General features: G+C 67.0%; 20 protein-coding genes. 14 read left to right on the top strand and 6 right to left on the bottom strand.

All coding sequences use genetic code 11. The features are described from left to right. Nucleotides 1-30: 30 nt before the first annotated feature. Both AruCF_RS24305 and AruCF_RS24300 read right to left on the bottom strand, forming a co-directional pair. Nucleotides 31-639 carry a KdsC family phosphatase gene (locus tag AruCF_RS24305; protein WP_080977522.1) on the bottom strand — a complete coding sequence of 203 codons (609 nt, stop codon included), beginning with the start codon at nucleotides 637-639 and terminating at the stop codon, nucleotides 31-33. Further along, the gene (locus AruCF_RS24300; protein WP_049076864.1) at nucleotides 636-1625 is read right to left on the bottom strand and encodes a KpsF/GutQ family sugar-phosphate isomerase; all 990 of its coding nucleotides are present in this window, start codon (nucleotides 1623-1625) and stop codon (nucleotides 636-638) included. Before AruCF_RS24300 ends, AruCF_RS24305 begins: the two co-directional genes overlap by 4 nt. 105 nt (nucleotides 1626-1730) lie before the next feature. Between AruCF_RS24300 and purT the strand changes: the two genes are divergently transcribed. From purT to AruCF_RS24260, 8 genes are all read left to right on the top strand, one after another. After that, the gene (gene purT, locus AruCF_RS24295) at nucleotides 1731-2948 is read left to right on the top strand and encodes a formate-dependent phosphoribosylglycinamide formyltransferase (RefSeq protein WP_049076863.1); all 1218 of its coding nucleotides are present in this window, start codon (nucleotides 1731-1733) and stop codon (nucleotides 2946-2948) included. 270 nt (nucleotides 2949-3218) lie between these two features. Then, a complete protein-coding gene (locus tag AruCF_RS24290; RefSeq protein ID WP_049076860.1) occupies nucleotides 3219-3764 on the top strand; it encodes a GbsR/MarR family transcriptional regulator in 546 nt (181 codons plus the stop codon). Nucleotides 3765-3893: 129 nt separating this feature from the next. Next, nucleotides 3894-5468: a cytochrome ubiquinol oxidase subunit I gene (locus AruCF_RS24285; RefSeq protein ID WP_049076857.1), complete on the top strand. Its 1575-nt coding sequence runs from the start codon at nucleotides 3894-3896 to the stop codon at nucleotides 5466-5468. 13 nt (nucleotides 5469-5481) lie between these two features. Then, on the top strand, nucleotides 5482-6633 hold the full coding sequence (cydB, locus tag AruCF_RS24280) for a cytochrome d ubiquinol oxidase subunit II (RefSeq protein WP_049076855.1): 1152 nt from the start codon (nucleotides 5482-5484) through the stop codon (nucleotides 6631-6633). Nucleotides 6634-6650: 17 nt separating this feature from the next. Continuing rightward, a complete protein-coding gene (gene cydX / locus AruCF_RS24275) occupies nucleotides 6651-6776 on the top strand; it encodes a cytochrome bd-I oxidase subunit CydX (protein WP_083036904.1) in 126 nt (41 codons plus the stop codon). Next, nucleotides 6773-8524 (top strand): thiol reductant ABC exporter subunit CydD, encoded by a 1752-nt coding sequence (cydD, locus tag AruCF_RS24270; RefSeq protein ID WP_049076853.1) that lies wholly within the window; start codon nucleotides 6773-6775, stop codon nucleotides 8522-8524. Before cydX ends, cydD begins: the two co-directional genes overlap by 4 nt. Then, the gene (gene cydC, locus AruCF_RS24265) at nucleotides 8521-10218 is read left to right on the top strand and encodes a thiol reductant ABC exporter subunit CydC (RefSeq protein WP_049076851.1); all 1698 of its coding nucleotides are present in this window, start codon (nucleotides 8521-8523) and stop codon (nucleotides 10216-10218) included. Before cydD ends, cydC begins: the two co-directional genes overlap by 4 nt. Nucleotides 10219-10272: 54 nt before the next feature. Then, nucleotides 10273-10824: an adenine phosphoribosyltransferase gene (locus AruCF_RS24260; protein ID WP_006391794.1), complete on the top strand. Its 552-nt coding sequence runs from the start codon at nucleotides 10273-10275 to the stop codon at nucleotides 10822-10824. 18 nt (nucleotides 10825-10842) lie between these two features. Here the strand turns inward: AruCF_RS24260 and AruCF_RS24255 are convergent, their stop codons facing one another. After that, nucleotides 10843-11733: a LysR family transcriptional regulator gene (locus tag AruCF_RS24255; protein WP_049076849.1), complete on the bottom strand. Its 891-nt coding sequence runs from the start codon at nucleotides 11731-11733 to the stop codon at nucleotides 10843-10845. Nucleotides 11734-12116: 383 nt separating this feature from the next. On the opposite strand from AruCF_RS24255, the gene AruCF_RS24250 reads away from it, so the two are divergent. Beyond that, complete coding sequence (locus tag AruCF_RS24250; protein WP_049076847.1) at nucleotides 12117-12500, top strand: DUF4148 domain-containing protein; 384 nt, start codon at nucleotides 12117-12119, stop codon at nucleotides 12498-12500. Nucleotides 12501-12933: 433 nt separating this feature from the next. After that, nucleotides 12934-14046, top strand: a complete 1113-nt coding sequence (locus AruCF_RS24245; protein ID WP_049076844.1) for a porin — start codon at nucleotides 12934-12936, stop codon at nucleotides 14044-14046. 161 nt (nucleotides 14047-14207) lie between these two features. Here AruCF_RS24245 and ilvA read toward each other — a convergent pair whose 3' ends face one another. Further along, the gene (ilvA, locus tag AruCF_RS24240; RefSeq protein WP_049076840.1) at nucleotides 14208-15716 is read right to left on the bottom strand and encodes a threonine ammonia-lyase, biosynthetic; all 1509 of its coding nucleotides are present in this window, start codon (nucleotides 15714-15716) and stop codon (nucleotides 14208-14210) included. 171 nt (nucleotides 15717-15887) lie between these two features. On the opposite strand from ilvA, the gene AruCF_RS24235 reads away from it, so the two are divergent. From AruCF_RS24235 to AruCF_RS24225, 3 genes are all read left to right on the top strand, one after another. After that, on the top strand, nucleotides 15888-16412 hold the full coding sequence (locus AruCF_RS24235) for a YqaA family protein (RefSeq protein WP_049076839.1): 525 nt from the start codon (nucleotides 15888-15890) through the stop codon (nucleotides 16410-16412). Between the two features lie 133 nt (nucleotides 16413-16545). Then, nucleotides 16546-20505, top strand: a complete 3960-nt coding sequence (locus AruCF_RS24230; protein ID WP_049076837.1) for a DUF3683 domain-containing protein — start codon at nucleotides 16546-16548, stop codon at nucleotides 20503-20505. 161 nt (nucleotides 20506-20666) lie between these two features. Continuing rightward, on the top strand, nucleotides 20667-22538 hold the full coding sequence (locus AruCF_RS24225) for a DUF3857 domain-containing transglutaminase family protein (protein ID WP_049076834.1): 1872 nt from the start codon (nucleotides 20667-20669) through the stop codon (nucleotides 22536-22538). Between the two features lie 88 nt (nucleotides 22539-22626). Here AruCF_RS24225 and AruCF_RS24220 read toward each other — a convergent pair whose 3' ends face one another. Together AruCF_RS24220 and AruCF_RS24215 are read right to left on the bottom strand one after the other, a co-directional pair. Next, the gene (locus AruCF_RS24220) at nucleotides 22627-23595 is read right to left on the bottom strand and encodes a Bug family tripartite tricarboxylate transporter substrate binding protein (RefSeq protein ID WP_049076832.1); all 969 of its coding nucleotides are present in this window, start codon (nucleotides 23593-23595) and stop codon (nucleotides 22627-22629) included. Nucleotides 23596-23680: 85 nt separating this feature from the next. Continuing rightward, nucleotides 23681-24400, bottom strand: a complete 720-nt coding sequence (locus AruCF_RS24215; RefSeq protein WP_049076829.1) for a YggS family pyridoxal phosphate-dependent enzyme — start codon at nucleotides 24398-24400, stop codon at nucleotides 23681-23683. A gap of 214 nt (nucleotides 24401-24614) precedes the next feature. On the opposite strand from AruCF_RS24215, the gene AruCF_RS24210 reads away from it, so the two are divergent. Further along, nucleotides 24615-25856, top strand: a complete 1242-nt coding sequence (locus AruCF_RS24210) for an aminotransferase-like domain-containing protein (protein ID WP_049076827.1) — start codon at nucleotides 24615-24617, stop codon at nucleotides 25854-25856. Nucleotides 25857-25953 lie beyond the last annotated feature (97 nt).

Raw genomic sequence — 25953 nt, 5'->3', positions numbered from 1 at the left:
GGTATGCGAAGGGGTGATGGGCGCGCCGACTTACTGGATGGCGCCCGGGCCGAGCAGCCCCGGCGCCGCCAGGAAACCGCCCAGCCGGCCTTGGGAGGCCAACAGCAGGTCGCAGCATTCGCGCACCGCGCCCCCGCCGCCCGGTTGCGTGGCGATCCAGTGGGCCGCCTGGCTGACGTAGCCCGGCGCGTTCGGCACGCTGGCGGCGAAGCCTGCGCGTTGCATCGCCGGCAGGTCGATGATGTCATCGCCCATATAGCCGGTCTGGTTCAGTTGGACCGCGCTGCGCTGCGCAAGTTCGGCCAGCGCCGCGCCCTTGTCGCGTACGCCCTGCATGACCTCCGAAATGCCCAGTTCGGCGGCGCGGCGGGCCACGATGGGGCCGGAACGGCCGGTCATCAGCGCGACCTTCAGGCCGCCTTCCATCAGCAGGCGCAGCCCGTGGCCGTCGAGCGAGTGGAAGCGCTTCTGGACTTCGCCGGTCTCGCCGTAATACAGGCTGCCGTCGGTCAGCACGCCGTCGACGTCGAAGACCATCAGGCGCACGGCGGCGGCGCGTTCGCGCACGCCCGGCGCAATACGGGCCAGGACCAGGGCTTCGGCGGGGTGGGTGATCGAAGGAGGGAGAGTCATAGTCATACCACTTTGGCGGCCATCAGGTCGTGCATGTGCAAGGCGCCGAGCAGGGCGCCGTCGGCGTCCAGCACCAGCATGTGATTGAGCCGCAGTTCGTCCATCTGGCGCGCGGCCTCGACGGCCAGCGCGTCCGGGTTGATGCTGCGCGGCGAGCGCGTCATGCCGGCTTCGACGTTCAGGCTGCGGATGTCGCCGTAGCGTGCGATCAGGCGGCGCAGGTCGCCGTCGGTGAAGATGCCCACCGGGCGGTGTTGCGGGTCGCAGACGACCGTCATGCCCATGCCCTTGGCCGACATGACTTCGAGCGCCTGCGAGACCGGCGTGCCCAGCGCCACCACGGGCAGGGCGTCGCCCTGGCGCATGACGTTGCGCACGTGGGTCAGCAGGCGCCGGCCCAGCGCCCCGCCGGGATGCGAGCGGGCAAAATCCTGCGGACCGAAGCCGCGCGCTTCGAGACAGGCCACGGCCAGCGCGTCGCCCAGGGCCAGCGCCGTGGTGGTGCTGGCGGTGGGCGCGAGGTTCAGCGGGCAGGCTTCCTGGGACACGCTGGCGTCCAGGTGGACGTCGGCGAGCCGCGCCAGCTCGGACTGCGGGTTGCCGGTAATGGCCACCAGGCTGGCGCCCATGCGGCGCACGACCGGCAGGATGGTGAGCAGTTCCTGGCCCGACCCGGAGTACGAAATGGCGATCAGGACATCGTCGCGGGTGATCATGCCCAGGTCGCCGTGCACCGCTTCGGCCGCGTGCACGAAAAAGGCGGGCGTGCCGGTGGAAGCGAAGGTGGCGGCGATCTTGCGGGCGATGTGACCGGTCTTGCCGATGCCGCTGACGACCACGCGCCCACGGCAGGCGAGCAGCATGGCGACGACCTGCGCGAAGCGGTCGTCCAGCCGCGCGGACAGGTCCAGGATGCCCTGGCTTTCGATTTGCAGCGTCCTGCGCGCGGATGCCAGCGCGGTCTCGGACGATGTGGTGGGATGGTCGGTCATCAGGGGATTTTAATATCAGGTTGCGGGTTTGCCCCGGGCTGGGGGGTATGGCATCCTGGCGGCTCTTTCATCCGGCTATCAATCTTTCCTTTCCAGGCCCGCTCCATGTCCAGCATTCCCAGCCCCGTCCTTGGCACGCCCCTGTCTCCCCTGGCCACCCGCGTCATGCTGCTCGGCTCGGGCGAACTGGGCAAAGAGGTCATCATCGCCCTGCAGCGCCTGGGCGTGGAAGTGATTGCGGTGGATCGGTACGCCGACGCGCCGGGTCACCAGGTGGCGCACCGCGCCCATGTGGTGTCGATGACGGACCCGGCGGCCCTGGAAAAGATCATCCGGCAGGAGCAGCCGCACGTTATTGTCCCCGAAATCGAGGCCATTGCCACCAATTTGCTGGTGGACCTGGAAGCGGCCGGCGTGGCGCGGGTCACCCCGACCGCCCGGGCGGCGCAATTGACCATGAACCGCGAGGGCATCCGCCGGCTGGCCGCCGAGACCCTGGGCCTGCCCACTTCGCCCTATGCCTTCGTCGATACCGAAGACGAACTGCGCCAGGCCATCGATGGCGGCATCGGCTACCCCTGCGTCATCAAGCCGGTCATGTCCTCGTCGGGCAAGGGCCAGTCCGTCATCAAGGGCGCGGACGACCTGGCCGCGGCCTGGCGCTATGCCCAGGAAGGCGGCCGGGTGGGCGGCGGCCGCGCCATCGTCGAGGGTTTCATCCGCTTCGACTACGAAATCACGCTGCTGACCGTGCGCGCCCGGGGCGTCGATGGCCAGGTCGAGACCCGCTACTGCGAGCCGATCGGCCACAAGCAGGTCGACGGCGACTACGTCGAAAGCTGGCAGCCCCATCCCATGTCGCCCGCCGCCCTGGAACGGGCCCGCGAGATTGCGCAGGCGGTCACGGCCGAACTGGGCGGCCTGGGCATCTTCGGCGTCGAGCTGTTCGTGGCCGGTGATCAGGTCTGGTTTTCTGAGGTCAGCCCGCGCCCGCACGACACCGGCATGGTCACCATGATCACCCAGGTTCAGAACGAATTCGAGCTGCACGCCCGCGCCCTGCTGGGCCTGCCGGTGGACACCTCGCTGCGCCAGCCCGGCGCCAGCAGCGTCATCTATGGCGGGGTCGAGGCCAAGGCCGTGTCGTTCCACAACGTGGCCCAGGCGCTGGCCGAGCCCGGCACCGACATCCGCCTGTTCGGCAAGCCCGAGTCCTTCGTCAAGCGTCGCATGGGCGTGGGCCTGGCGGTCGCCGAGGACGTGGCCGCCGCGCGCGCCAAGGCCAAGCGCGTGTCGGCCGCCGTCACCGTCAAAGCCGGCTGACGCCCCAGCCCGCTCCGGGTCACACGCCCGGGCTGCCTGTCGTTTCCAAGCCACCCGTCTATCGGCGGGTGGCTTTTTTCGTCGTGCGCCCACAACAGATTGCGACTGATTTCGAGGGCGGGGCGACAGAATTGTCATCCCTTGCGGCTATACCCCTGCTACCGGTGTGGTTTGTGTTTTCGCACAGTTTGTTCGATAATTTCAGGAATTTCTGAAAACGGCGTAACTATTTATGTTTGCCGTCGTTGCATTTGCTGGCCTGGATGGATCATGGTGCTTACCCCTCAAAACGAACGTTTCGTCCTGCACTTTGGCGAAATGGGCAGCCGTTGGGGCGTGAACCGCACCGTTGGCCAGATCTACGCCTTGCTGTTCCTGGCGCCCCAGCCCCTGCATGCCGACGACATCGCCGAAACGCTGGGCTTTTCCCGTTCGAACGTCAGCCTGGGCCTGAAGGAGCTGCAGTCCTGGCGCCTGGTGAAGCTGGTGCACCAGGTCGGCGACCGCCGCGACTATTTCGAGACGCCCAAGGATGTCTGGGAGATCTTCCGCATCCTGATGGAAGAGAAGCGCAAGCGCGAAATCGATCCCACCCTGACCTTGCTGCGAGACACCCTGCTGGAGCCCCCCACGGGGCCCGACGGCGCCTATGCGCAGCAACGCATGACCGAAATGCTGGAGCTCATCGAACTGTCCACCGGGTGGTTCGATGAGGTTCAACGTCTGCCGCCGGAGACACTGCAGAACCTGATGAAGCTGGGTTCCAAGGTGCAGAAAGTGCTGGGCTTCGCCGGCAAGTTGCGGGGCAAAGGCTGATCGCCGATCCGCCCCGATTTTTTCAGGAAACCTCTATGAAGCTGTATACAACGCCCTTATCATGGCGCCAGAGACGGCCTGGGAACCATGCCGGTTGCTGTGGCTACTCACCTGCATGGGAGCGCCCCAATGATTGATCTCGACGTCGTCAACCTGTCGCGATTCCAGTTTGCCGCGACCGCGCTGTACCACTTCCTCTTCGTCCCCCTCACGCTCGGCCTGTCGTTCATCCTGGCCATCATGGAAAGCGTGTACGTCATGACTGGCCGCCCCATCTGGAAGCGGATGACGATGTTCTGGGGCACCCTGTTCGGCATCAACTTCGCGCTGGGCGTGGCCACGGGCGTGGTCATGGAGTTCCAGTTCGGCATGAACTGGTCGTACTACAGCCACTACGTGGGTGACATCTTCGGGGCGCCGCTGGCGCTCGAAGGGCTGATGGCCTTCTTCCTGGAAGCCACCTTCGTCGGCCTGTTCTTCTTCGGCTGGAATCGCATGTCCAAGGTCAGCCACCTGGTGGTGACCTGGCTGGTGGCGTTCGGCACCAACTTCTCGGCGCTGTGGATTCTCATCGCCAACGGCTGGATGCAGAACCCGGTGGGCGCGGTGTTCAACCCCGACACCATGCGCATGGAAATGACCGACTTCGCCGCGGTGATCTTCAATCCGGTGGCGCAGGCCAAGTTCGTGCACACGGTCAGCGCGGGCTACGTGGCCGGCGCCATGTTCGTCATGGCGATCAGTGCCTGGTATCTGCTCAAGGGCCGCCATACCGACCTGGCCAAGCGCTCGATGGCGGTAGCCGCCAGCTTCGGCCTGGCGTCGGCGCTGTCGGTCGTCGTGCTGGGTGACGAGAGCGGCTATCTCACCACCGAACACCAGAAGATGAAGATCGCGGCCATGGAATCCATGTGGCACACCGAGCCGGCGCCCGCGTCCTTCAACCTGATCGCGCTGCCCAATCAGGCCGAACGCAAGAACGACTTCGCCATCGAGATTCCCTACGTCATGGGCCTCATCGGCACGCGCTCGCTGACGACCCCGCTGCTGGGCATCAACGACCTGATCCTGCGCGCCGAGAATCGCATCCGCGACGGCATGGTGGCGTACGACGCCCTGCAGAAGATCCGCGCCAATCCCAAGGACGTGGACGCCCGCATGGTGTTCGACCGCACCTGGCCCGATCTCGGCTACGCGTTGCTGGTCAAGCGCTACCAGACCGACATGAGCAAGGTCACCGAAGAGGACATCAAGAAGGCCGCGGTGGATACCGTGCCGAACGTGGCGCCGCTGTTCTGGGCGTTCCGCATCATGGTGGCCGTGGGCATGTACCTGATCCTGTTCTTCGGCGTGGCATTCTGGCTGGCCTCGCGCGGTCGCCTGGACAGCCGCCGCGGCCTGTTGAAGGTGGCGCTGTGGAGCCTGCCCATGCCCTGGATCGCCATCGAGAGCGGCTGGTTCGTGGCCGAGTATGGCCGCCAGCCGTGGGTGATCGAAGGCGTGCTGCCGACGTACTACGCGGCGTCCGGCCTGACGATCGCCGACCTGGCCATCAGCCTGACGATCTTCCTGGTGCTGTACACCGTGCTGCTGATCATCGGTGTGAAGGTCATGCTGCACGCCGTGCGCAAGGGCCCGAAATCCGACGCGCCGGTCCCGGCCAGCGCCGCCGCCGATCCCGTCCACGCCGCCGTGCGCGCTTAAGGGGAGAGAAACAATGGATACCCTTATTCCTTTCGACTACGCCACCCTGCGGGTGGTCTGGTGGGTGCTGCTGGGCGCGCTGCTGATCGGCTTCGCCGTGATGGACGGCTTCGACCTGGGCGTGGCGGCGCTGCTGCCGGTGGTCGCCAAGACCGATGCCGAACGCCGCGTGGTGATCAACGTGGTCGGCCCCGTGTGGGAAGGCAACCAGGTGTGGCTGATCACCGCGGGCGGCGCCATCTTCGCCGCCTGGCCGCTGTTGTATGCCGCCTCATTCTCGGGCTTCTACCTGGCGATGATGCTGGCGCTGATCGCGCTGATCCTGCGTCCCGTCGGTTTCAAGTACCGCAGCAAGATGGAAGGCACCCGCTGGCGCAATAGCTGGGACGGCGTGCTGTGCTTCTCGGGCGTGGTGGCCTCGCTGGTGTTCGGCGTGGCCGTGGGCAACATCATCCTGGGCGTGCCGTTCACGTTCGACGAGAACGCGCTGCGCATGGTGTACCAGGGCCACTTCTACCAGCTGTTCACGCCGTTCGCGCTGCTGTGCGGCGTGCTGAGCGTGGTGATGCTGGCGATGCACGGCGCCGTGCTGCTGGCCTGGCGCACCGAGGATCCGGTGTCGTCGCGGGCGCGCAACTGGGGCCGCCTGTGCGCGCTGCTGGTCCTGGTGCTGTTCGTCGCCGGCGGGTTCTGGGTGACGGCCCTGGATGGCCACGCCATCACCAGCGGCGTCGACATGCAGGGGCCGTCGGATCCCATGCTCAAGAGCGTCACCGTGCAGGCCGGCGCGTGGATGGCCAACTATGCCAAGTGGCCGCTGATGTGGATCGCGCCCGCGCTGGGCGTGGCCGGCGCGGTGCTGGTACTGCTGCTGTTGACGATGCGCGCCAACGTGCTGTCGTTCCTGGCTTCGGCGGTCTCGATCACCGGCATCATCCTGACGGTCGGCTTCTCGCTGTTCCCGTTCCTGATGCCGTCGTCGAGCAATCCGCAGGCCGGCCTGACGGTGTGGGACGCGTCGTCCAGCCACATGACGCTGTGGATCATGGTGATCGCCGTGGTCGTCTTCCTGCCGATCGTGACGCTCTACACCGCCTGGGTGTACCGCGTCATGCGCGGCAAGGTGACCCACGCATCCGTGGGCGACACGCCCAATTCGTACTGAGCTAAGGAGCCTTCACCATGTGGTATTTCTCATGGGTACTCGGCCTTGGACTGGTGTGTGCGTTCGCCATCCTCAATGCAATGTGGTTCGAGCTGCGCGAAGGTCACTCGCATGACCCGCGTGCCAGCCGTGACGACGAGTGAGCGGCCGCGCCAGCAGCCTGGAGCATGACCCCTCCGCCAGCCTGCGCAAGCCGCCGCGCGAGCAATCGCGCTGGCTGAGGGGGCTGGCCGGGGCGGCCCGGCTGCCGCTGATGCTGGCGGGCGCGGCGCCGCTGGCGTCGGGCGCGTTGCTGGTGGTCCAGGCCTGGCTGCTGGCCAGCGTGCTGGACGCCGCCATCGTGCGGCAGGCGCCGCGCCTGGAGCTGCTTGGCCAGATCCTGGCCATCGCCGCGCTGATGCTGGCGCGCGCCTGCATCACCTGGGCGGGCGAGCGTGCCGGGGCCGATGCCGCCGAACGCATCAAGCGCCACGTGCGCCAGGCGCTGTTCGCGCGCCTGCTGCGCCAGGGCCCGGACTGGAGCCGCAAGCAGGCGTCGGGCGAGATCGCCAGCGCCCTGGTGGATCAGGTCGAGGCGCTAGACGGCTTCTTTTCCAAGTATCTGCCGACCATGGCCGCGGCGGCTTTGCTGCCCGTGGCCTTTTCCGTGCTGCTGTTGCCGGTGGACGTGATCGCGGGGCTGGTGCTGCTGATCACGGCGCCCCTGATTCCGTTGTTCATGGCCCTGGTCGGCTGGGGCGCGCAGGGCGCCAGCCGCCGCCATCTGCGGGCCTTCGCACGCCTGTCGGGTTTCTTCGCCGACCGGCTGCGCGGCCTGTCCACCTTGAAACTCTATGGACGCGCCGAAGCCGAGGCGGCGTCGGTCGCCGCCGCCAGCGACGCGCTGCGCCAGCGTACCCTTTCCGTGCTGCGCATCGCGTTCCTGTCGTCGGCGGTGCTGGAATTCTTCGCCGCGCTGGGGGTGGCTGGCGTAGCCGTCTATATCGGCCTGAGCTATCTGGGATTCCTCGACCTGCGCTGGTCGCCCTTCACGCTGCAGGCCGGCCTGTTCTGCCTGCTGATGGCGCCCGAGGTCTACGCGCCGTTGCGCCAGTTCGCGGCGCACTACCATGACCGCGCCACGGCACTGGCCGCGGTATCGCAGATCGCCACCCTGTTCGACGGCTTGCCGCAAGTGCGGAGCGAGGCTGCGGCCAGTGCGCCCGAGGCGGCGCCGCTGTCAGGCACAGGCGGCGCGCGCCTGGCGGTGGCGGGCCTGACGATGGCCGCGCCCGGCCGACCGCAACCGGTGCTGTCCGAGGCGGCGCTGGCGCTGGCGCCGGGTGAGCGGGTGGCCCTGATGGGTCCCAGCGGAATCGGCAAGTCCACCTTGATCGAAGCCCTTGCGCGCCTGCGTCCGAGCCAGGGCGACATCCGCCTGGATGGCGTGCCGCTGGCGCAATGGGACGAGGCCGCGCTGCGCGCGCGGGTGGCGCTGATCGGGCAGAAGCCGCAATTGCTGGCCGGGTCCATCGCCGACAACATCCGGTTGGGCCGGCCGGACGCTTCCGACGACGCGGTCAGAGAGGCCGCGCGTCGCGCCTGCGTGCTGGAGTTTGCGCAAAACCTGCCGCAAGGGTTGGATACGCCCCTGGGCAGCCGAGGCCATGGCCTGTCCGGCGGCCAGGCGCAACGCGTCGCGCTGGCGCGGCTGTTCCTGCGCGATCCGGGCCTGATCCTGCTGGATGAGCCGACCGCCCATCTGGACGAAGCGACGCAAGCGCGCGTGTTGGACGAGATCCTGGCGTTCGCCGATGGCCGCACACTGCTGCTGGCGACGCATTCGCCCTTGGTCGCGGCGCGTTTCGCCCGGGTACTGCGTGTGGCTGATGCCAAGGTGAAAGACGCATGAAGAATCTGTTGTTGTTGCTGCCCCTGTACGCGCGCCGCAAGGGCGGGCTGCTGCTCGCCCTGTTCTGTGCGCTGGCGACCGTGGCGGCCGGCGTGGGCCTGCTGGGCGTGTCCGGCTGGTTCCTGACCGGCGCGGCGTTGGCGGGGGCCGGCGGCGCTTTCAACCTGTTCGCGCCGTCCGCGCTGGTGCGCGGCCTGTCGTTCCTGCGGATCGTGTCGCGCTATGCCGACCGCGTGGTCGGCCATGCCGCGACGTTGCGATTGCTGGCGGATTTGCGCGCGGTGGTCTTCACGGCGCTGATCCGGCTGACGCCGCGCCAACTGGCACGCTATCGCAGCGGCGATCTCGTGGCGCGCATGACGGGCGACGTCGACGCGCTGGACACCGTCTTTCTATTTGTGTTGGCGCCCCTTGCCACCGCCATCCTGGCCGGCGCCGTATTGACGGCGGTGCTGGGTTACTGGGTGCCGGCGGCGGCACTGGTGTTCGCGCTGGCCTTGCTGGTGGTGTGCGCGCTGGTGCCATGGTGGTTGCTGCGCGCGGCGCGCAGGCCCGGCGCGGCAGCGCAGGAAAGCGCGGCCGGCCTGCGGGCGGCCGCGTTGGACGCGGTCGACGGCCACGCCGATATGGTGGCGTTGCACGCGCAGGCCCAGACCCTCGCGCATTTCGAGCGCCTGTGCGAGGCCAGCGCCAGGGCGCGCGGCAGCCAGGCGCGCGTGGCTGCCCGCGGGCAATGGTTTCTGCAGGCAGCCGCCGGCGTGTCGGTATTGGCCGTGCTGTGGTTCGGCCTCGCGCAATACGAGGCGGGCGCGCTGGAGGGGCCGTTGCTGGTGGGCCTGTTGCTGGCCGTGATCGGCATCTTCGAGGTGGCCGGTCCGATCATGCGTGGCGCCTCGCGCATGGGCTCGGCGCTGTCGGCCGCCGCGCGCATCCGTGATGTGGCGCAGCGCGAGCCGGACATGCGTGATCCCGCCACACCCAATCCCTTGCCGCAGCGCGGTGCGCTGGAGCTGGTCGGTGTGGACTTCGCCTATCCGGCGCGCGCCGGGGAGTCGCCGGCGCCATTGCTGCGCCAGCTGGATCTGCGCGTGGAAGCGGGGGAGCGCGTGGCCATCCTGGGGCCGAGCGGCGTGGGCAAGTCGACGCTGCTGCACCTGCTGCTGCGCCTGGAGGATCCGCTGGCCGGCCAGGTACGCTATGCCGGCGTCGACGCCCGCGCCTGTGCGCAGGCGGACTGGCACCGACGCATCGCGCTGCTGTCGCAGGACGCGCCGGTCTTCCTGGGCACCTTGCGCACCAACCTGCTTATCGGCGATCCGCGGGCCGATGACGCGGCGCTGTGGCGCGCGCTGGATGCCGCCCGCCTGGGCGAGTTCGTGCGAGGCCTGCCCGACGGCCTGGACACCTGGGCCGGCGAAACCGGTTCGCTGCTCTCGGCCGGGCAGGCGCGGCGCCTGTGCCTGGCGCGGGCGCTCTTGTCACCGGCGGCGGTCATCGTGCTGGACGAACCGACGGCCGGACTGGACGCGGCGGCCGAGGCGGCGTTCCTTGCGGACTTGGGCCACGCCGCGCAGGGCCGTGCCGTGGTGCTGGCGACGCATGCGGCCCTGCCGCCCGGCGCGGTCGACCGTTGTTGCATGCTGCGCGGCGGACAATTGCATGACGTGTCATCGCCGGAGGCAATCCTGGCTTAAGCGCGGATGCGCGGTTATAGTTCGCCTTGCTTCAATTCTTCAGGGCCGTCTTCCATGCAGACCGACAACGCCGAGTACATCCGGCGCACCATCCGCAGCGTTCCAGACTGGCCCCAACCCGGTGTCATTTTTCGTGACATCACGCCCGTGCTGCAGGATCCGCGCGCGTTCCGGGTGCTGATTGACCTTTTCGTCTATCGCTACATGCGCCAGCGCCTGGATCTGGTCGCGGGCGTGGACGCGCGCGGCTTCATCATTGGTAGCGTGCTCGCCTATGAACTGAACCTGGGCTTCGTGCCAGTGCGCAAGAAGGGCAAGCTGCCCTACCGAACCGTGGCCGAGGAATATTCGCTGGAATACGGCAACGCCGCGGTCGAGATGCACACCGATTCGGTGCGCACCGGCCAGCGCGTCCTGTTGGTCGATGACCTCATCGCCACTGGCGGCACCATGCTGGCGGCCATCAAGCTGTTGCAGCGCCTGGGCGCCAACGTGGTCGAGGCCGCCGCCATCATCGACCTGCCTGAACTGGGTGGCTCGGCCAAGATCGCGGCCACCGGCACGCCGCTGTACACGGTCTGTCAATACGACAGCGCCTCCGTCTGAACGGCGGGCGGGCGGGAATCAGGCGTCGGACAGCCGCGGCTGGATGAAGTCCAGGAACGCCTTGGTCTTGGCCGGCAGCATGCGCGAGGGCAGCAGGGCGAACAAGGGCAGGGGCGTCAGGCTCCAGTCGGGCAGCACGCGCACCAGTCCGGCCTGCTGGATCGCCCGTTCCATTGCATCGAACACCAGCAGGGGCGTGATGCCCAGGCCCTGTCCTGCCAGGCGCCCGAGCATGCCGACGTTGTTGGCTGACAGCCGGCCCGATACCTGCACCCGCTCCACCTTGTCACCCGAATGCAGCATCCAGAAGGACGACTCGTCGCGCATTGTCGGACGCAGGCATTCGTGATGGCTCAGGTCGGCCGGCACGCGCGGCTCGCCGTGGCGCGCCAGGTAGTCGGGCGAGGCGTATAGCTGATGCGCCATCAGCACGATCTTGCGCGAGATCAGGCTGGAATCGGGCTGCTGCCCGAAGCGCAGGATCAGGTCGAACGGATTGCTGATGGGGTCGATCGGCCGCATGCTGAGATCGAAGTCGCATTCGATATCGGGATGCTGTTCGCGGAATTCGCGGATCACGGCGGGCAGGAACAACTGCGCCAGACTGGTTGGCAACGAGATGCGCAGGCGGCCCTTGGGCTGCACCGCCATGTCGAGCAACTGGTCATGGGCGATACGGGCTTCTTCGACGATGTGGCGGCAGCGCTCGAAGTAGATGGCGCCGGCTTCGGTCAGGTCGATCTTGCGGGTGCTGCGGTTCAGCAGGCGCATGCCCACGCTGCGCTCCAGTTCGCTGACCCGGCGTGAGAGCGTGGATGTCGGGATATTCAGCGCTTCCGCGGCGTGGCTGAAATTCTTGCGCTTGGCGACCTCGACGAAGAGCGCGATGTCGTTAAGCTGGATATCCATGGGGCCCTCAAATTCAAAATTCCATTTCTGGCAGGTTCATATGATAAGTGGAATTATTGTCCCGACAGTGGAAATGTCTATTTAGCCAGGACAAGGCAATTCCGTGCCACGTGGTGAACGCATGTTCCACGGCCTGGCTGGCGCGCAGCTGAATGCCGAGGTGTGCCGGCGGCAGCGGAGTGGCCCGGTGGATTGCGCAATTGATGCGCAGCTTTGACGGATACGCTTTGCAATTGTCCCGTCCATGCAAATATGTTCACCAAAATAAGGGTTTTTACTAGGAGCTGATCGCCAGATACTTCACCCCAAGCAATCGAATTGTCACATTGCCGCTGCCGCCCTGGCAGCGGACGGTGTGCCAGGTTTAGGATGGAGTCATCACAATGAAAGCCCTAGCTACCGCACTCATGGTTACCGCAACGCTGGCGGGCATGTCCGCCGCCCATGCCGATGGCAAGACCCGCGAACAGGTCCAGCAGGAATACCAGGCCGCCAAGGCTGCCGGCCAGGTCACGTTCGGCGAACAGGATTATCCGCCCGCCATCGCGCAGCAAGGCACCATGACGCGCGAGCAGGTGCGGCAGGAGCTGCAAAGCGCCAAGGTGGCAGGCCAGGTCACCAGCGGCGAACTGGACTACCCGCCGCGCGCCGCGGCGCCGCAAACGGTCGGCAAGACTCGCGAGCAGGTGCGTGAAGAACTCGCCCAGGCCAAAGCCCGCGGCGAATACACCTTCGGCGAACTGGACTATCCGCCCAAGGGCCGTTGATCGCTGGAGCACGGTCCCCACGAAACCCCTTGCTCGCCAAGGGGTTTTTCGTCTCGGGACGCAGGCGGCAGGACGCGCGGGCTGTGGCGTATATGCCGCAAAACTGTGCGGCCAGTTCAACATGTGATGTCGGTCGACAGCCGAAAACGGTGGCGCCCCGGAAGTCGTGACGCGCCAATTGCGAGCAAGGATTCACATTTGATATCAAGGCGTTAAGGCGCCTTCTCAGGCATCTCGGCGGCGCGGGTGGCAGGCATTATCCCACCCATGGAAAGTTGTTCTTCGAAATCCGGATTACTTCAAATTGTTCCTGAGCCGAAACTAGATTCAGTGCAGACGCCGCTCGCTTTTTTTTCGCAGCGGCACGCAGACGACGGCGGGTTTCGCCGCGCGGATGCGTCCATGCCTTTATCTCGCCATTTTGGGGACTTTTATGAAGAAGACGCTATTGGCCGTCGCGTTGCTGGCCGGCTTCGCCGGTGCCGCGCAAGCCGCCGACTCCGTGACGCTGTACGGCCTGATCGATGCCGGTGTCGGTTACGAACAAGTGAAATTCAACGGTCATTCGCAAAGCCGCATCGCCGGCGTGCAGGGCGTGAGCAGCGGTTCGCGCTTCGGCCTGCGCGGCTCGGAAGACCTGGGCGACGGCCTGCGCGCTGTGTTCAACCTGGAAGGCGGCTTTGGCCCGATGAACGGCCAATCGCTGCAGAACGGCCGCCTCTGGGGCCGCCAGGCCACCGTCGGCCTGGACAGCGATTCGTGGGGCCGCCTCGAGTTCGGCCGCCAGACCAACCTGGCTTCGAAGTACTTCGGCTCGATCGACCCGTTCTCGATCAGCTACAACACCGCCAACCTGGGCACCACGTTCAGCAGCGCCAACACCATGCGCCTGGACAACATGGTGCTGTACCAGACCCCCAGCATGGACGGTTTCAAGGTGGGCGTGGGCTACTCGTTCAGCGCCGATGACAGCGTCACCGACGACAAGCAGAAGGGTTTTGCCACCGGCAACAACAACCGCGTCCTGACCGCGGGCGTGCAATACCTGAACGGCCCGCTGAACCTGGCGGCCGCCTATGACCGCTTTAACCCGTCCAACGACACCACGGGCGGCAAGTCCAGCTCGCGCATCCAGGAATACATCATCGGCGGCACCTATGACTTCGAGGTGGTGAAGGTGGCGGCGGCGTTCAGCCAGACCCGTGATGGCTGGTTCATCGGCCAGAACATGGGCACCACGCCGGACGGCATGCAGAAGCTGGGTACGTTCAAGCTGGCCGACGGCTTCCGCGCCAATTCCTACATGATCGGCGCCACCGTGCCGTTGGGCCGCCACGCCGTGTTCGGCTCCTGGCAGCGCGCCACGCCGAACAACGACAAGCTGACCGGCGATGACGCAACCTTCAACGTCTACAGCCTGGGCTACACGTACGACTTCACCAAGCGCACCAACCTGTACGCGTATGCCTCCTATGGCGATAATTACGCGTTCCAGCACGATGCCCGTGACACCGCGTTCGCGGTGGGCGTGCGTCACCGTTTCTAAGCAAGGGCGCCGGCCTGGCTGCACCTTGCTGAATGCGCGGCACATCTCCGTGAGCCGCCGAGTGACAGCGAACCCCCCCTCCAGGTTGCAGCCGGGCGGGTCTTGAGCAAAGAAGGGCAGGGCCTCCGTATGGAGGCCCTCTCGCTTTCTGGGGAACGGAGTTACAGGAACAGCTTGTAGGCCGGGTTGTCGGTCTCGTTCCAGTGCGGGTAGCCGAGGTCGGCCACGAAGTTGCGGAACTGCTTTTTATCGGCCGGCGGCACCTGGATGCCGATCAGGATGCGGCCGTAGTCGGCGCCCTGGTTGCGATAGTGGAACAGGCTGATGTTCCATTCCGGGTTCATGGCGTTCAGGAAACGCATCAGCGCGCCCGGGCGTTCCGGGAACTCGAAGCGGTAGAGCAGCTCGTCGCGCGCCTGCGCGGAGCGCCCGCCGACCATGTGGCGCAAGTGGGTCTTGGCCATTTCGTCGTGAGTCAGGTCGAGCGTGTCGAAGCCGTGGCGGCGGAAGTGATTGGCGATCTTCGCGGGTTCGGCCGGCGAGGACACCTGCAGGCCGACGAACACGTGGGCGCGGTCCGAATCGGAAATGCGGTAGTTGAACTCGGTCACGCTGCGTTCACCGACCAGTTCGCAGAAGCGGCGGAAGCTGCCGCGTTGCTCAGGCATGGTGACGGCGAAGACCGCCTCGCGCATTTCGCCGACCTCGGCGCGTTCGGCCACGAAGCGCAGGCGGTCGAAGTTCATGTTGGCGCCGCAGGCGATGGCGACCAGCGTCTTGTCCTTGAGCTTGTGTTCGGCGGCGTATTGCTTGGCGCCGGCCACGGCCATGGCGCCGGCGGGCTCCAGCACGCTGCGGGTGTCCTGGAACACGTCCTTGATGGCGGCGCAGATGGAATCGGTGTCCACCACCACGAAATCGTCGACGTACTTGCGCGTGAGCTTGAAGGTCTCTGCGCCCACCAGCTTGACGGCCGTGCCGTCGGAGAACAATCCGACGTCGTTCAACTGCACGCGGCGGCCGGCACGCACGCTGCGCAGCATGGCGTCGGAATCTTCGGTCTGCACGCCGATGATCTTGATCTCGGGGCGCAGCTGCTTGATGTAGGCGGCCACGCCGGCGATCAGGCCGCCGCCGCCGATGGCCACGAAGATGGCGTCGATCGGGCCGGGGTGCTGGCGCAGGATCTCCATGCCGACCGTGCCCTGGCCGGCGATCACGTCGGGATCGTCGAACGGGTGCACGAAGGTCAATTTCTCTTTCTTTTCCAGCGTTTGCGCGTGGGCATAGGCGTCGGAGAAGCTTTCGCCGGCCAGCACCACTTCGCCGCCCAGACGGCGCACCGCGTCGATCTTGACCTGCGGGCTGGTGGTGGGCATGACGATGACCGCGCGGCAGCCGAGCCGGGAGGCGGCCAGCGCCACGCCCTGGGCGTGGTTGCCGGCCGAGGCCGCGATCACGCCGCGGTTGCGCGCCGCCGGCGTCAGGTTGGCCATCTTGTTGTACGCCCCGCGCAGCTTGAAGCTGAATACGGCCTGGGTGTCCTCGCGCTTGAGCAGGATCGTGTTCGCCATGCGCTGCGACAACAGCGGCGCGGATTCGAGCGGCGATTCGACCGCGACGTCGTAGACCTTGGAGGTCAGGATGCGTTTCAGATAATCGGTGGACATGGACTGCGCGTGGGTAGGGGCGAAAAAAGGTCGGCGCGCGGAGACGGCCGCGCACGCCGGGGCGTGAGCGCGATTATTGCAGGGAAAGCCGCGATGCCCGACGGTTTTCCGGCGCTTTCGCCATGGACCGGACAGGCGCGGGGGCCGTGCGCGGCTACACTCGTCGCCATCATGGAAGAAAGCCTGCTCTCCGCCATCCACTGGCTGCTGAACCTGTTGGCCCTGCCGTCGGTGGGCCTGTCCGCCATCTTCGCCGTGTCGCTGATCTCGGCCACGTTGCTGCCGCTTGGCTCGGAGCCGGCGGTGTTCGGCTATATCAAGCTGTCGCCCGACATGTTCTGGCCCGCCATCCTGGTGGCGACCGCCGGCAACACCATCGGCGGCGCCATCAGTTACGCCATGGGCCTGGGCGCGGAAAAGGCCGTCGAGCGCTGGAAGGAGCGTCACCCCCATGCGCCGGCCCAATCCCGCATGCGCGGGCGCTGGCACGAGCGCGCCCATGACTGGATACACCGCATGGGGCCGCCGGCGCTGCTGCTGTCCTGGCTGCCGGCCGTGGGCGATCCGCTGTGCGCCGTGGCCGGCTGGCTGCGGCTGCCGTTCTGGCCCTGCGTGGCCTATATGGCCATCGGCAAGTTTCTGCGCTACCTGGCCATGACGGCGAGCCTGCTGTGGCTGTTCCCCGGGCAGGTCTAAGCGCTGACGCCCCGCTTAATTGGGGACGCATAAGCATGCCATTGTCCCGTTTCTGGACGCTTCCCAGGGGGTATTCGGGGGCGGTTCCGGCCAATGGCATAAAATAATTTTTTAAGGGCCCCCTCTTGCCGCCATGAACGCCCCACTCGCCAGCCACATCTTGAACGGGGCGACGCCGCCCACAGCACCCGCGCGACTGCGCGAAATTCCCTACAACTACACGTCGTTCTCCGATCGCGAGATCGTCGGCCGGCTGCTGGGCGACGACGCCTGGAGCCTGTTGACCGACCTGCGCGGCGAACGCCGCACCGGGCGCTCCGCCCGCATGCTGTACGAGGTGCTGGGCGACATCTGGGTGGTGCGCCGCAATCCGTACCTGCAGGACGACCTGCTGGACAACCCCAAGCGTCGCAAGCAGTTGATCGACGCACTGCACCATCGGCTGGGCGAGATCGACCGCCGCCGCGAACCCGGCGCGCCGGCCGAGGCCGGCCACGATCCGCATCGCGACGAAAAGGTGCTGGGCCTGCTGGGCCGGGCGCGTTCGGCCATCGCCGCCTTCGAGGGCGAGTTCGACCAGACCGCCATGCTGCGCAAGCAGGCGCAGAAGGTGCTGGGCCGCATCACCGCGCGCGACAACATCAAGTTCGACGGCCTGTCGCGCGTATCGCACGTGACCGACGCCACCGACTGGCGCGTGGAATACCCGTTCGTGGTGCTGACGCCGGACTCGGAAGACGAGATCGCCGCGCTGGTCACCGCCTGTATCGAGCTGGGCCTGACCATCGTGCCGCGTGGCGGCGGCACCGGTTATACCGGCGGCGCGATTCCGCTGACCTGGAAGTCGGCCGTCATCAATACCGAGAAATTCGACAAGCTGGGCAAGGTCGAGTCCTGTATCCTGCCCGGGCTCACCGAGCCCGTGGCCGTCATCCATGCCGGCGCCGGCGTGGTGACCAAGCGGGTCTCGGAAGCGGCCGAGGCGGCCGGTTTCGTGTTCGCCGTGGACCCGACTTCGGCCGAGGCCTCGTGCGTGGGCGGCAACATCGCCATGAACGCCGGCGGCAAGAAGGCCGTGCTGTGGGGCACCGCGCTCGACAACCTGGCCTGGTGGCGCATGGTCGATCCGGACGGCAACTGGCTCGAAGTGACGCGCCTGGACCACAACATGGGCAAGATCCATGACGTGGAGGTGGCCCGCTTCGAACTCAAGTGGTTCGATGGCCGCGGCAAGCCGGGCGAGCGCCTGCTCAAGACCGAGACCCTGGAAATCGCCGGCCGCGTGTTCCGCAAGGAAGGCCTGGGCAAGGACGTCACCGACAAGTTCCTGGCCGGCCTGCCTGGCATCCAGAAGGAAGGCTGCGACGGCCTGATCACGTCGGCGCGCTGGGTCCTGCACCGCATGCCCAAGCATACGCGCACGGTCTGCATGGAATTCTTCGGCCAGGCGCGCGACGCGATTCCGTCGATCGTCGAGGTCAAGGGCTACCTGGACGGCGAAGGCCGCGCCCGCGGCGCCATCCTGGCCGGCCTGGAGCATCTGGACGAGCGCTATCTGCGCGCGGTCGGCTACGCCACCAAGAGCAAGCGCGGTTCGCTGCCCAAGATGGTGCTGATCGGCGATATCGTCGGTGACGACGAGGACGCCGTGGCCGCGGCCGCCAGCGAAGTGGTGCGGCTGGCCAACACCCGCCACGGCGAAGGCTTCGTGGCGGTGAGCGCCGAGGCCCGCAAGAAGTTCTGGCTCGACCGTTCGCGCACCGCCGCGATCGCGCGCCACACCAACGCCTTCAAGATCAACGAAGACGTGGTGATCCCGCTGCCGCGCATGGGCGAATACACCGACCATATCGAGCGCATCAACATCGAGCTGTCGACGCGCAACAAGCTGCGCCTGCTGGACGCGCTGGACGACTATCTCTGTACGCCGCTGCCGGTCGGCAAGGCGGAAGACGCCGCCGACGACGAGACCCGCGCCGAGGTGCTGGCCGAGCGCACGCGCCAGGCCATCGAGCTGCTGGCCGCCGCGCGCCAGCGTTGGCAGTGGCTGCTGGACAATCTGGACCTGCCGCTGGCCGACGCCATGCCGCAGCTGGACGGCCTGGGCATGTCGCATCTGCACGCCACGCTCACCGAGCGCCTGGCGGCGCAGCCGCGGGCGCGCGTGTTCGATGTGGTGCAGGACCGCACCATCCGCGTGTCGTGGAAGACCGAGGTGCTGGCCGGCCTGCAGGCCGCGTTCTCGGGCGCGGCGCGCAAGCCGATCCTGGACGAGCTGGTGGCGATCCACGGCCGCGTGCTCAAGAGCCGCGTGTTCGTGGCGCTGCACATGCACGCTGGCGACGGTAACGTCCACACCAACATCCCGGTCAACTCGGATGACTACGGCATGCTGCAGGAGGCCCACCAGGCCGTCGAGCGCATCATGCAGATCGCGCGCGACCTGGACGGCGTGATCTCGGGCGAGCACGGCATCGGCCTGACCAAGTATGAGTTCCTGACGGAGGCCGAACTGGCGCCGTTCCAGGACTACAAGCGCCGCGTCGACCCCAATGGCCACTTCAACGCCGGCAAGCTGATGCCGGGCGCCGACCTGCGCCACGCCTGGACGCCCAGCTTCAACCTGATGGGCCACGAGTCGCTGATCATGCAGCAGAGCGACATCGGCGCCATCTCGGATTCGATCAAGGACTGCCTGCGCTGCGGCAAATGCAAGCCGGTGTGCGCCACCCATGTGCCGCGCGCCAACCTGCTGTACTCGCCGCGCAACAAGATCCTGGCGACCTCGCTGCTGGTCGAGGCCTTCCTTTACGAAGAGCAGACCCGCCGCGGCGTCAGCCTGAAGCACTGGGAAGAGTTCGAGGACGTGGCCGACCACTGCACCGTCTGCCACAAGTGCTACAACCCCTGTCCGGTCGACATCGACTTCGGCGACGTGTCGATGAACATGCGCGCCGTGCTGCGGCGCATGGGCCGCAAGTCGTTCAATCCGGGCACGGCCAGCGCCATGTTCTTCCTGAACGCCAAGGATCCGGCCACTATCAACGCCACCCGCAAGGCGATGGTGGGCGTGGGCTACAAGGTGCAGCGCGCCGCCCACGACCTGCTATCGGGCCTGGTGAAGAAACAGACCTCGGCGCCGCCGGCGACCGTGGGCAAGCCGCCGCTGCGCGAGCAGGTGGTGCACTTCGTCAACAAGAAGATGCCGGGCGGGCTGCCCAAGCAGGCCGCGCGCAAGCTGCTCGATATCGAAGACGCGAACTACGTGCCGATCATCCGCGATCCGAAGGCCACCACGGCCGACACGGAAGCGGTGTTCTACTTCCCGGGCTGCGGTTCGGAACGCCTGTTCTCGCAGGTCGGCCTGGCCACGCAGGCGATGCTGTGGCATGCCGGCGTGCAGACCGTGCTGCCGCCGGGCTACCTGTGCTGCGGTTATCCGCAGCGCGGCAACGGCATGACCGACAAGGCCGAGCAGATCATCACCGACAACCGGGTGCTGTTCCACCGCGTCGCCAACACGCTGAACTACCTGGACATCAAGACCGTGGTGGTCAGCTGCGGCACCTGCTACGACCAACTGGCCGGCTACGAGTTCGAGAAGATCTTCCCGGGCTGCCGCCTGATCGACATCCACGAATACCTGCTGGAAAAGGGCATCAAGCTGGAAGGCGCCAAGGGCGTGCGCTACATGTACCACGACCCCTGCCACACGCCGATGAAGCTGCAGGATCCGATGAAGACGGTGCGGTCGCTGGTGGGCGACGGCGCGGTCAAGAGCGACCGCTGCTGCGGCGAGTCGGGCACGCTCGCCGTCAGCCGGCCGGACATCTCGACCCAGGTGCGCTTTCGCAAACAGGAAGAGCTGCTCAAGGGCGATGCCGCGCTGCGCAGCGATGGCTTCACGGGTGACGTCAAGGTGCTGACCTCGTGCCCGTCGTGCCTGCAGGGGCTGTCGCGCTACCAGGGCGACACCGGCATGGATGCCGACTACATCGTGGTCGAGATGGCGCGCCACATCCTCGGCGAAGGCTGGATGGAAGACTACGTGCGCCGCGCCAACGCGGGCGGCATCGAGCGCGTGCTGGTGTAAGCGCCGCCGTTGTGGCGTCAGGACGCAACGCCCGGCGGTGACGCCGGGCGTTTTGCTTTGGGTGGACTGCTGTGGCCTCCCGTAGCAACGGAAAGCTTGTGTTGCTATTTTATTGCAAATAACATTGCGTCTCAGTTGTAGATTAAGGCGACGCATTTTCCATGCCTGTTTTCCCCCGTGCCCCCATCCTGGCCGCCGTCCTGGCAGCCACGGCCAGCCTGCCGGCTCATGCCGCGCGCCAACCGATTGCCGAGGCGCCCCTTTCCGGTGAAACCGAATTCCACTGCCACTTCGATCAGGACAACAGCACCGAGTGCGTCAGCACTTACCGCTATACCATCCTGACGCTGGCCGGGCGCGACCTGGTCTCGCGCATCGACCGCAGCTACGCCGAGAACGATACGCTCAAGGTCGAACGCGCCGAACTGATCCAACCGGGCGAAAAGCCCGTGCCGCTGACCGACGCGCAGATCGATACCCGCATGGCGCCCAATCCGGACCAGGGGTTCCTGCGGGAGAAGCAGACCTCGCTGGCCTTTCCCAACCTGCGGGTAGGCAGCACCATCGTCTATACCCTGCGCGAACGCTTCGCCGGCATTCCGTCGGCCACGCAGTTCCACTACGTGCTGGACCTGCAACCGCGCGCCGTGCGGCAGGAGCGTTTCCGGGCCGAGTTCAGCGCCGACCGCCCGATGGTGTGGCGGGGCCGGTCCATGGACGCCTATCGCGTCGAGGCGACGCCCGATGCCAGGCACATCACGGTGGAGCTGAAGGCCACGCCCTACTACTACGCTTACGTCAATGAGTCGGACCAGGGTTATCTGCGGCAGTCGCCGCGCCTGGAGATCGGCAGTTCCGACGCGCTGCAGGACTATTTCGGCCCGTTCGCCAGGCGCTACAACGAGATCCTGGCGGCCGCCTTGCCACCGAACGCCGCCGCCGCGGTCGCGGCGCAGCGCGGCCAGCCCGCGCCCAAGGCCGTGGCCGGCCTGATGCGCCATCTGCACGAACACTATCGCTACCTGGGCGACTGGCGCAGTAGCGAGCGCGGCCAGATCCCGTTCGCGCTGGACGAGATCGAGCGCCGCGGCTATGGCGACTGCAAGGATCTGGCGGTGTTGCTGGTGGCCATGTTGCGCGCGGCCGGCATCGACGCCGAACCCGCGCTGGTGACGCGCGGCACCATGGCGCCCGACCTCCTGCTGCCGGGGCTGGCGGCGCCCAACCATGCCATCGTGCGTGCCCAAGTGCAGGGCGCGACCTGGTGGCTTGATCCCACCAACCCGGTGTTCGTGCCGGGTTTCACCATGCCCGACATCCAGCAGCGCTGGGCGTTTGTCATGGACGATCAAGGCCATATGCGGCGCGAGGACATCGCGCTGGAAGCGCCGGCGGCGGGCGTCGTGGTGACACGCAACGAGCAATTCGGCAAAGGCGGGCAAGCACAAGTGCGCGCGTCGGTCGAGGTCGGGCGGATGGTGGCGGCGGAAGTCAGCGTGGGCGACCTGCAGAACGGCGCCACGGCGATGGACCAGGCGCTATGCCGCAGCTTCGCCGCCGAGAACCGCGATTGCCGGCTGCAACGCGCCGCCAGTGACTTCGTGGTGCCGGCCGTCTATCGCATCGACGCCACGCTGGTGGACCTGCGGGCGTTGGAACGCGTCGGCGGGCAGTATGTGCACGCGCAGTCGCACCTGGGCGATGATTGGGAATCCTTCGCCCGCTATCGCCAGACTGGCCAGCTGGCGGATATCTACCTCGGCACGCCGGAGATATCGTCGTACGAGGTGACGCTGGCGGGCGGCCAGGTCGATGCGCGGGCGCTGCATTGCCAGGTGCGCTCGCCCTGGATCGACGTCGACCTGGATGGCAGGCCTGCCGACTCGGGCTACCAGTATCGCTACCGCAGCGTCCGCAAGGTCAGCTGGTTCAGCCATGGCGACATCATGTCGGAGGCGTTCGGCCAGGCCATCGAGCAGGGTAGGCAATGCGTGGAGTCCCTGCGCCTGGCGGTCAGGCTGCCGCGCGAGTGACCGGCCAGCGGGCCGTTGCCGGCAGCGCCAGGAGCACCAAAGAAAAACGCGGCCCCGAGGGGCCGCGTTTTTCATGGGCGGGGCGGGCTCATTCGAGCTTGATGTTGGCCTTCTTGATCACCTCGGCCCAAGTGGCGCGTTCCTGGTCGGCATAGGCCTTGAATTCCTGCGCCGACATCGGCATCGGGATGACGCCCATGTCCAGCATCTTCTGCGACACGGCCGGCGATTTGAGCGCGGCATCGAGTTCGGCGGACAGCTTCTTGACCACCGGCTCCGGCAGGCCGCCGGGGGCGACCAGGCCTTGCCAGGCGTAGGCGGTGAAGTCGGGCACGCCCTGTTCAGCCATGGTGGGCGCGTCCGGCAGCACGGCAACGCGCTCGGGCGTGGCCGCGGCCAGCACGCGCAGCTTGCCGGCCTTGACGTTGGGCAGGCCGGCGGCCAGGTCGATGAACATCACGTCCACCTGTCCGCCCAGCAGGTCCTGGATGGCGGGCGCCGCGCCCTTGTAGGGCACATGCAGCAGGTTGGCGCCGGTGCGCTGCTTGAACAATTCCAGCGCCAGGTGATGCGGAGAACCGGCGCCAGCGGAGGCGGCGGTCAGCTTGCCGGGCTCCTTCTTGGCGGCCTGGATCACGTCGTTGACCGTCTTGTAGGGCGAATTGACGTTCACCGCCAGCAGCAGCGGGAACTTGGCGATGCCGCCGACGTAGGTGAACTTGGACGGATCGTAGGCCAGCTTGGCGTACAGCGTCGGGTTGTACGCCAGGGTGCCGGAGTCGGCCGTGCCGATGACGTAGCCGGAGGGGTCGGCCTGCGAGATCGCGGTGGCGCCGATGATGGTGGCCGCGCCGGGGCGGTTCTCGACCACGATGGTCTGGCCCAGCGGCTTCTCGATGCCGCTGGCCACGGTGCGCGCGACCACGTCGGCGCCGCCGCCGGCCGGGTAGGGCACGATCCAGCGAATGGGTTGGGTGGGCCAGGATTGGGCCGAGGCCGCGGTGGCGGCCAGCGACAGGGCGGCAAGCGCCAACAGGCGCCGGGCGTGCTTGTGCATGGGGAGTCTCCTCGTTTTTTTGCGAGGGTATTATGCCCCGGGCCGGCGGCAATATGCGTGTGTTTCGAGGCCCCGATTCAGCGGCTTATTGCGGATCCGGGTAGCTGCGGGCGCCGAAGAGGGCGGTGCCGATGCGCACTTCGGTCGAGCCTTCCTCGATCGCCAGTTCGAAGTCGCCGCTCATGCCCATCGACAGCCGCTCCAGCGACACGCCGGCGATGTCCGCTTGGCGCAACTGGTCGCGCAGTTCGCGCAGGGCGCGGAAGCAGCCGCGAACTTCCTGCGGCTCGGGCGAGTTCACGGCCATCGTCATCAGGCCCTGCACGCGCAACGTGGGGAAGTCCGCCACGATGCGGCGCAGGAAGCCCGCCACCTGGTCTGGCGCCATGCCGTACTTGCTGGGTTCGGTCGAGGTCTTCACCTGGACCAGCACGTCGAGGGTCCGGCCCTCGTTGAGCAGGCGGCGGTGCAGTGCCTCGGCCAGGTCCAGGCGGTCCAGCGATTGCAGCTCGGTGGCGTCGCGCGCGGCGTCCTTGGCCTTGTTGGTCTGCAGGTGCCCGATCAGTACCCAGTGCAGGCCCTGGCCGGCCAGGGCGGCGGCCTTCTGGCGCAATTCCTGGGTTTTGTTCTCGCCGAAGCGGGTCAGGCCCAGCGCCATGGCCTCGCGGATGGCGTCGACCTCGAAGGTCTTGCTGACGGGAAGCAGGGTCACGCTGTCTGGCGCGCGGCCGGCGCGCTGGCAGGCCTGTGCAATGCGTTGTCGGATCCCGGCCAGGCGGGTGGCCATGGTGTCTACATCGGTCATGCGGTTCTCTTGGGAACGGAATGTCCCATAGTGTAGGACGCGCGCGCACCGTTTCGCCACACCGGGCCGCGCGCCACGCTATCTTCGTTGACCCTGTCCGAATCGCAGGCTTAGAATTTCAGGATATTTGTTTAGATTTCAATGTTCTAAACCCGTCGGCGCGGTCCTCGCGGACCGCGCGATTCCCTCCTCCCTTTCGCCGTTTCCCTCCGCCATGTCCAGCGCCGCGCCCGAGTACGCATTTGCCACGCCCTTCCTGAATCCCCCCGCTTCGCCGATCCGATCGCTCATGCCCTACGCGCTGCGTCCCGGCACGATCTCGCTGGCGGGCGGCTACCCCGCGCAGGAATTGTTCGACGTGGATGGTCTGTCGATCGCCTCGACGCAGGTGCTGGCGCGTCTGGGCGCCTGCCTGCAGTACTCGAACATCGATGGCCAGGCCAGCCTGCGCCATGAGCTGGCGCGGCTTTCGGCGGCGCGCGGGCTGCATTGCAACGCGGATACGGAACTGGCCGTCACGGGCGGCTCGCAACAGGCGCTGGCGCTGTTGAGCCGGGTGATGCTGCAACCGGGCGACCACGCCATCATCGAATCGCCCGCCTTCCCCAATTCCGTGCAGGCGCTGCGCTACACCGGCGCTACCGTGCACACCGTGTCGTCGGGCCCGGATGGCATCGACATCGACGCGCTCGACGAGCTGGCCACCCGCGTCAAGCCCAAGGTCGTGTGCGTGGTGGCGTCGTTTTCCAACCCCTGCGGCGCCACCCTTTCACGCCAGCGCCGCCTGCGCCTGCTGGAACTGGCGGTCAAGCATCGCTTCCTGATCGTCGAAGACGACCCCTACAGCGAACTGCGCTTCGCCGGCGAAGCGGTGCCGCCCATCATGGCGCTGGCCGAAGGCGAGGCGCGCAACTGGGCCGTGTACCTGGCCAGCATGTCCAAGACCATGGCGCCGGCCCTGCGCATCGGCTGGCTGGTGGCGCCGGCCGAGATCCGCCGCCGCTGCGTCGGCGCCAAAGCTGCCGACGACATGGCCTCGTCCGCCTGGATCCAGGAAGTGGTGGCGCAGTACCTGGCCAACGGCCGCTACGAAGAACACGTGCCGCGCATCCGCGCCGCCTACGGCCAGCGCTGCGACGCCATGGCCACGGCCCTGGCGCGCGAGCTGGATGGCCGCATCACCTTCAGCAAGCCCGAAGGCGGCATGTTCTTCTGGGCTCGCCTGACCGGCGAGGTCGACGCCACCCGCCTGCTGCCCTATGCCATCGAGCACGAAGTGGTCTACGTGCCGGGCAAGGCGTTCTACGCCGACCCGGCGCAGGCCGACCTGCACGCCATGCGCATGTCGTTTGCCACCATGAACGAAAGCCAGATCGCGCAGGGCATGGAGCGCCTGAGCCGCGCCCTGGACGCCTGCGAGGCCAACCAGCCGGTGTCTATTTCGCTCGCGGCGTGATATACCCAAATAAGCGCTTGTTATTTGGCGCGGGCGCTTCATGCCGATAAGCTTCTCGCCTCGGCGCGCTTGCGGGCCCCGCTTCAATGGGGCGCTC

Origin of the sequence: Achromobacter ruhlandii (assembly GCF_002082135.1) — a bacterium.
GTDB classification, from domain to species: domain Bacteria; phylum Pseudomonadota; class Gammaproteobacteria; order Burkholderiales; family Burkholderiaceae_B; genus Achromobacter; species Achromobacter ruhlandii.
This window is presented reverse-complemented; position numbering and strand designations above follow the sequence as displayed.

Coding starts and splice junctions, on each gene's coding strand:
- AruCF_RS24300 (WP_049076864.1), bottom strand. CDS start 1,625: ATGACCGACCATCCCACCACATCGTCCGAGACCGCGCTGGCATCCGCG.
- AruCF_RS24305 (WP_080977522.1), bottom strand. CDS start 639: ATGACTATGACTCTCCCTCCTTCGATCACCCACCCCGCCGAAGCCCTG.
- AruCF_RS24290 (WP_049076860.1), top strand. CDS start 3,219: ATGGTGCTTACCCCTCAAAACGAACGTTTCGTCCTGCACTTTGGCGAA.
- AruCF_RS24250 (WP_049076847.1), top strand. CDS start 12,117: ATGAAAGCCCTAGCTACCGCACTCATGGTTACCGCAACGCTGGCGGGC.
- AruCF_RS24245 (WP_049076844.1), top strand. CDS start 12,934: ATGAAGAAGACGCTATTGGCCGTCGCGTTGCTGGCCGGCTTCGCCGGT.
- AruCF_RS24215 (WP_049076829.1), bottom strand. CDS start 24,400: ATGACCGATGTAGACACCATGGCCACCCGCCTGGCCGGGATCCGACAA.
- ilvA (WP_049076840.1), bottom strand. CDS start 15,716: ATGTCCACCGATTATCTGAAACGCATCCTGACCTCCAAGGTCTACGAC.
- cydC (WP_049076851.1), top strand. CDS start 8,521: ATGAAGAATCTGTTGTTGTTGCTGCCCCTGTACGCGCGCCGCAAGGGC.
- cydX (WP_083036904.1), top strand. CDS start 6,651: ATGTGGTATTTCTCATGGGTACTCGGCCTTGGACTGGTGTGTGCGTTC.
- AruCF_RS24225 (WP_049076834.1), top strand. CDS start 20,667: ATGCCTGTTTTCCCCCGTGCCCCCATCCTGGCCGCCGTCCTGGCAGCC.
- AruCF_RS24235 (WP_049076839.1), top strand. CDS start 15,888: ATGGAAGAAAGCCTGCTCTCCGCCATCCACTGGCTGCTGAACCTGTTG.
- AruCF_RS24260 (WP_006391794.1), top strand. CDS start 10,273: ATGCAGACCGACAACGCCGAGTACATCCGGCGCACCATCCGCAGCGTT.
- cydB (WP_049076855.1), top strand. CDS start 5,482: ATGGATACCCTTATTCCTTTCGACTACGCCACCCTGCGGGTGGTCTGG.
- AruCF_RS24210 (WP_049076827.1), top strand. CDS start 24,615: ATGTCCAGCGCCGCGCCCGAGTACGCATTTGCCACGCCCTTCCTGAAT.
- AruCF_RS24285 (WP_049076857.1), top strand. CDS start 3,894: ATGATTGATCTCGACGTCGTCAACCTGTCGCGATTCCAGTTTGCCGCG.
- AruCF_RS24255 (WP_049076849.1), bottom strand. CDS start 11,733: ATGGATATCCAGCTTAACGACATCGCGCTCTTCGTCGAGGTCGCCAAG.
- AruCF_RS24220 (WP_049076832.1), bottom strand. CDS start 23,595: ATGCACAAGCACGCCCGGCGCCTGTTGGCGCTTGCCGCCCTGTCGCTG.
- AruCF_RS24230 (WP_049076837.1), top strand. CDS start 16,546: ATGAACGCCCCACTCGCCAGCCACATCTTGAACGGGGCGACGCCGCCC.
- purT (WP_049076863.1), top strand. CDS start 1,731: ATGTCCAGCATTCCCAGCCCCGTCCTTGGCACGCCCCTGTCTCCCCTG.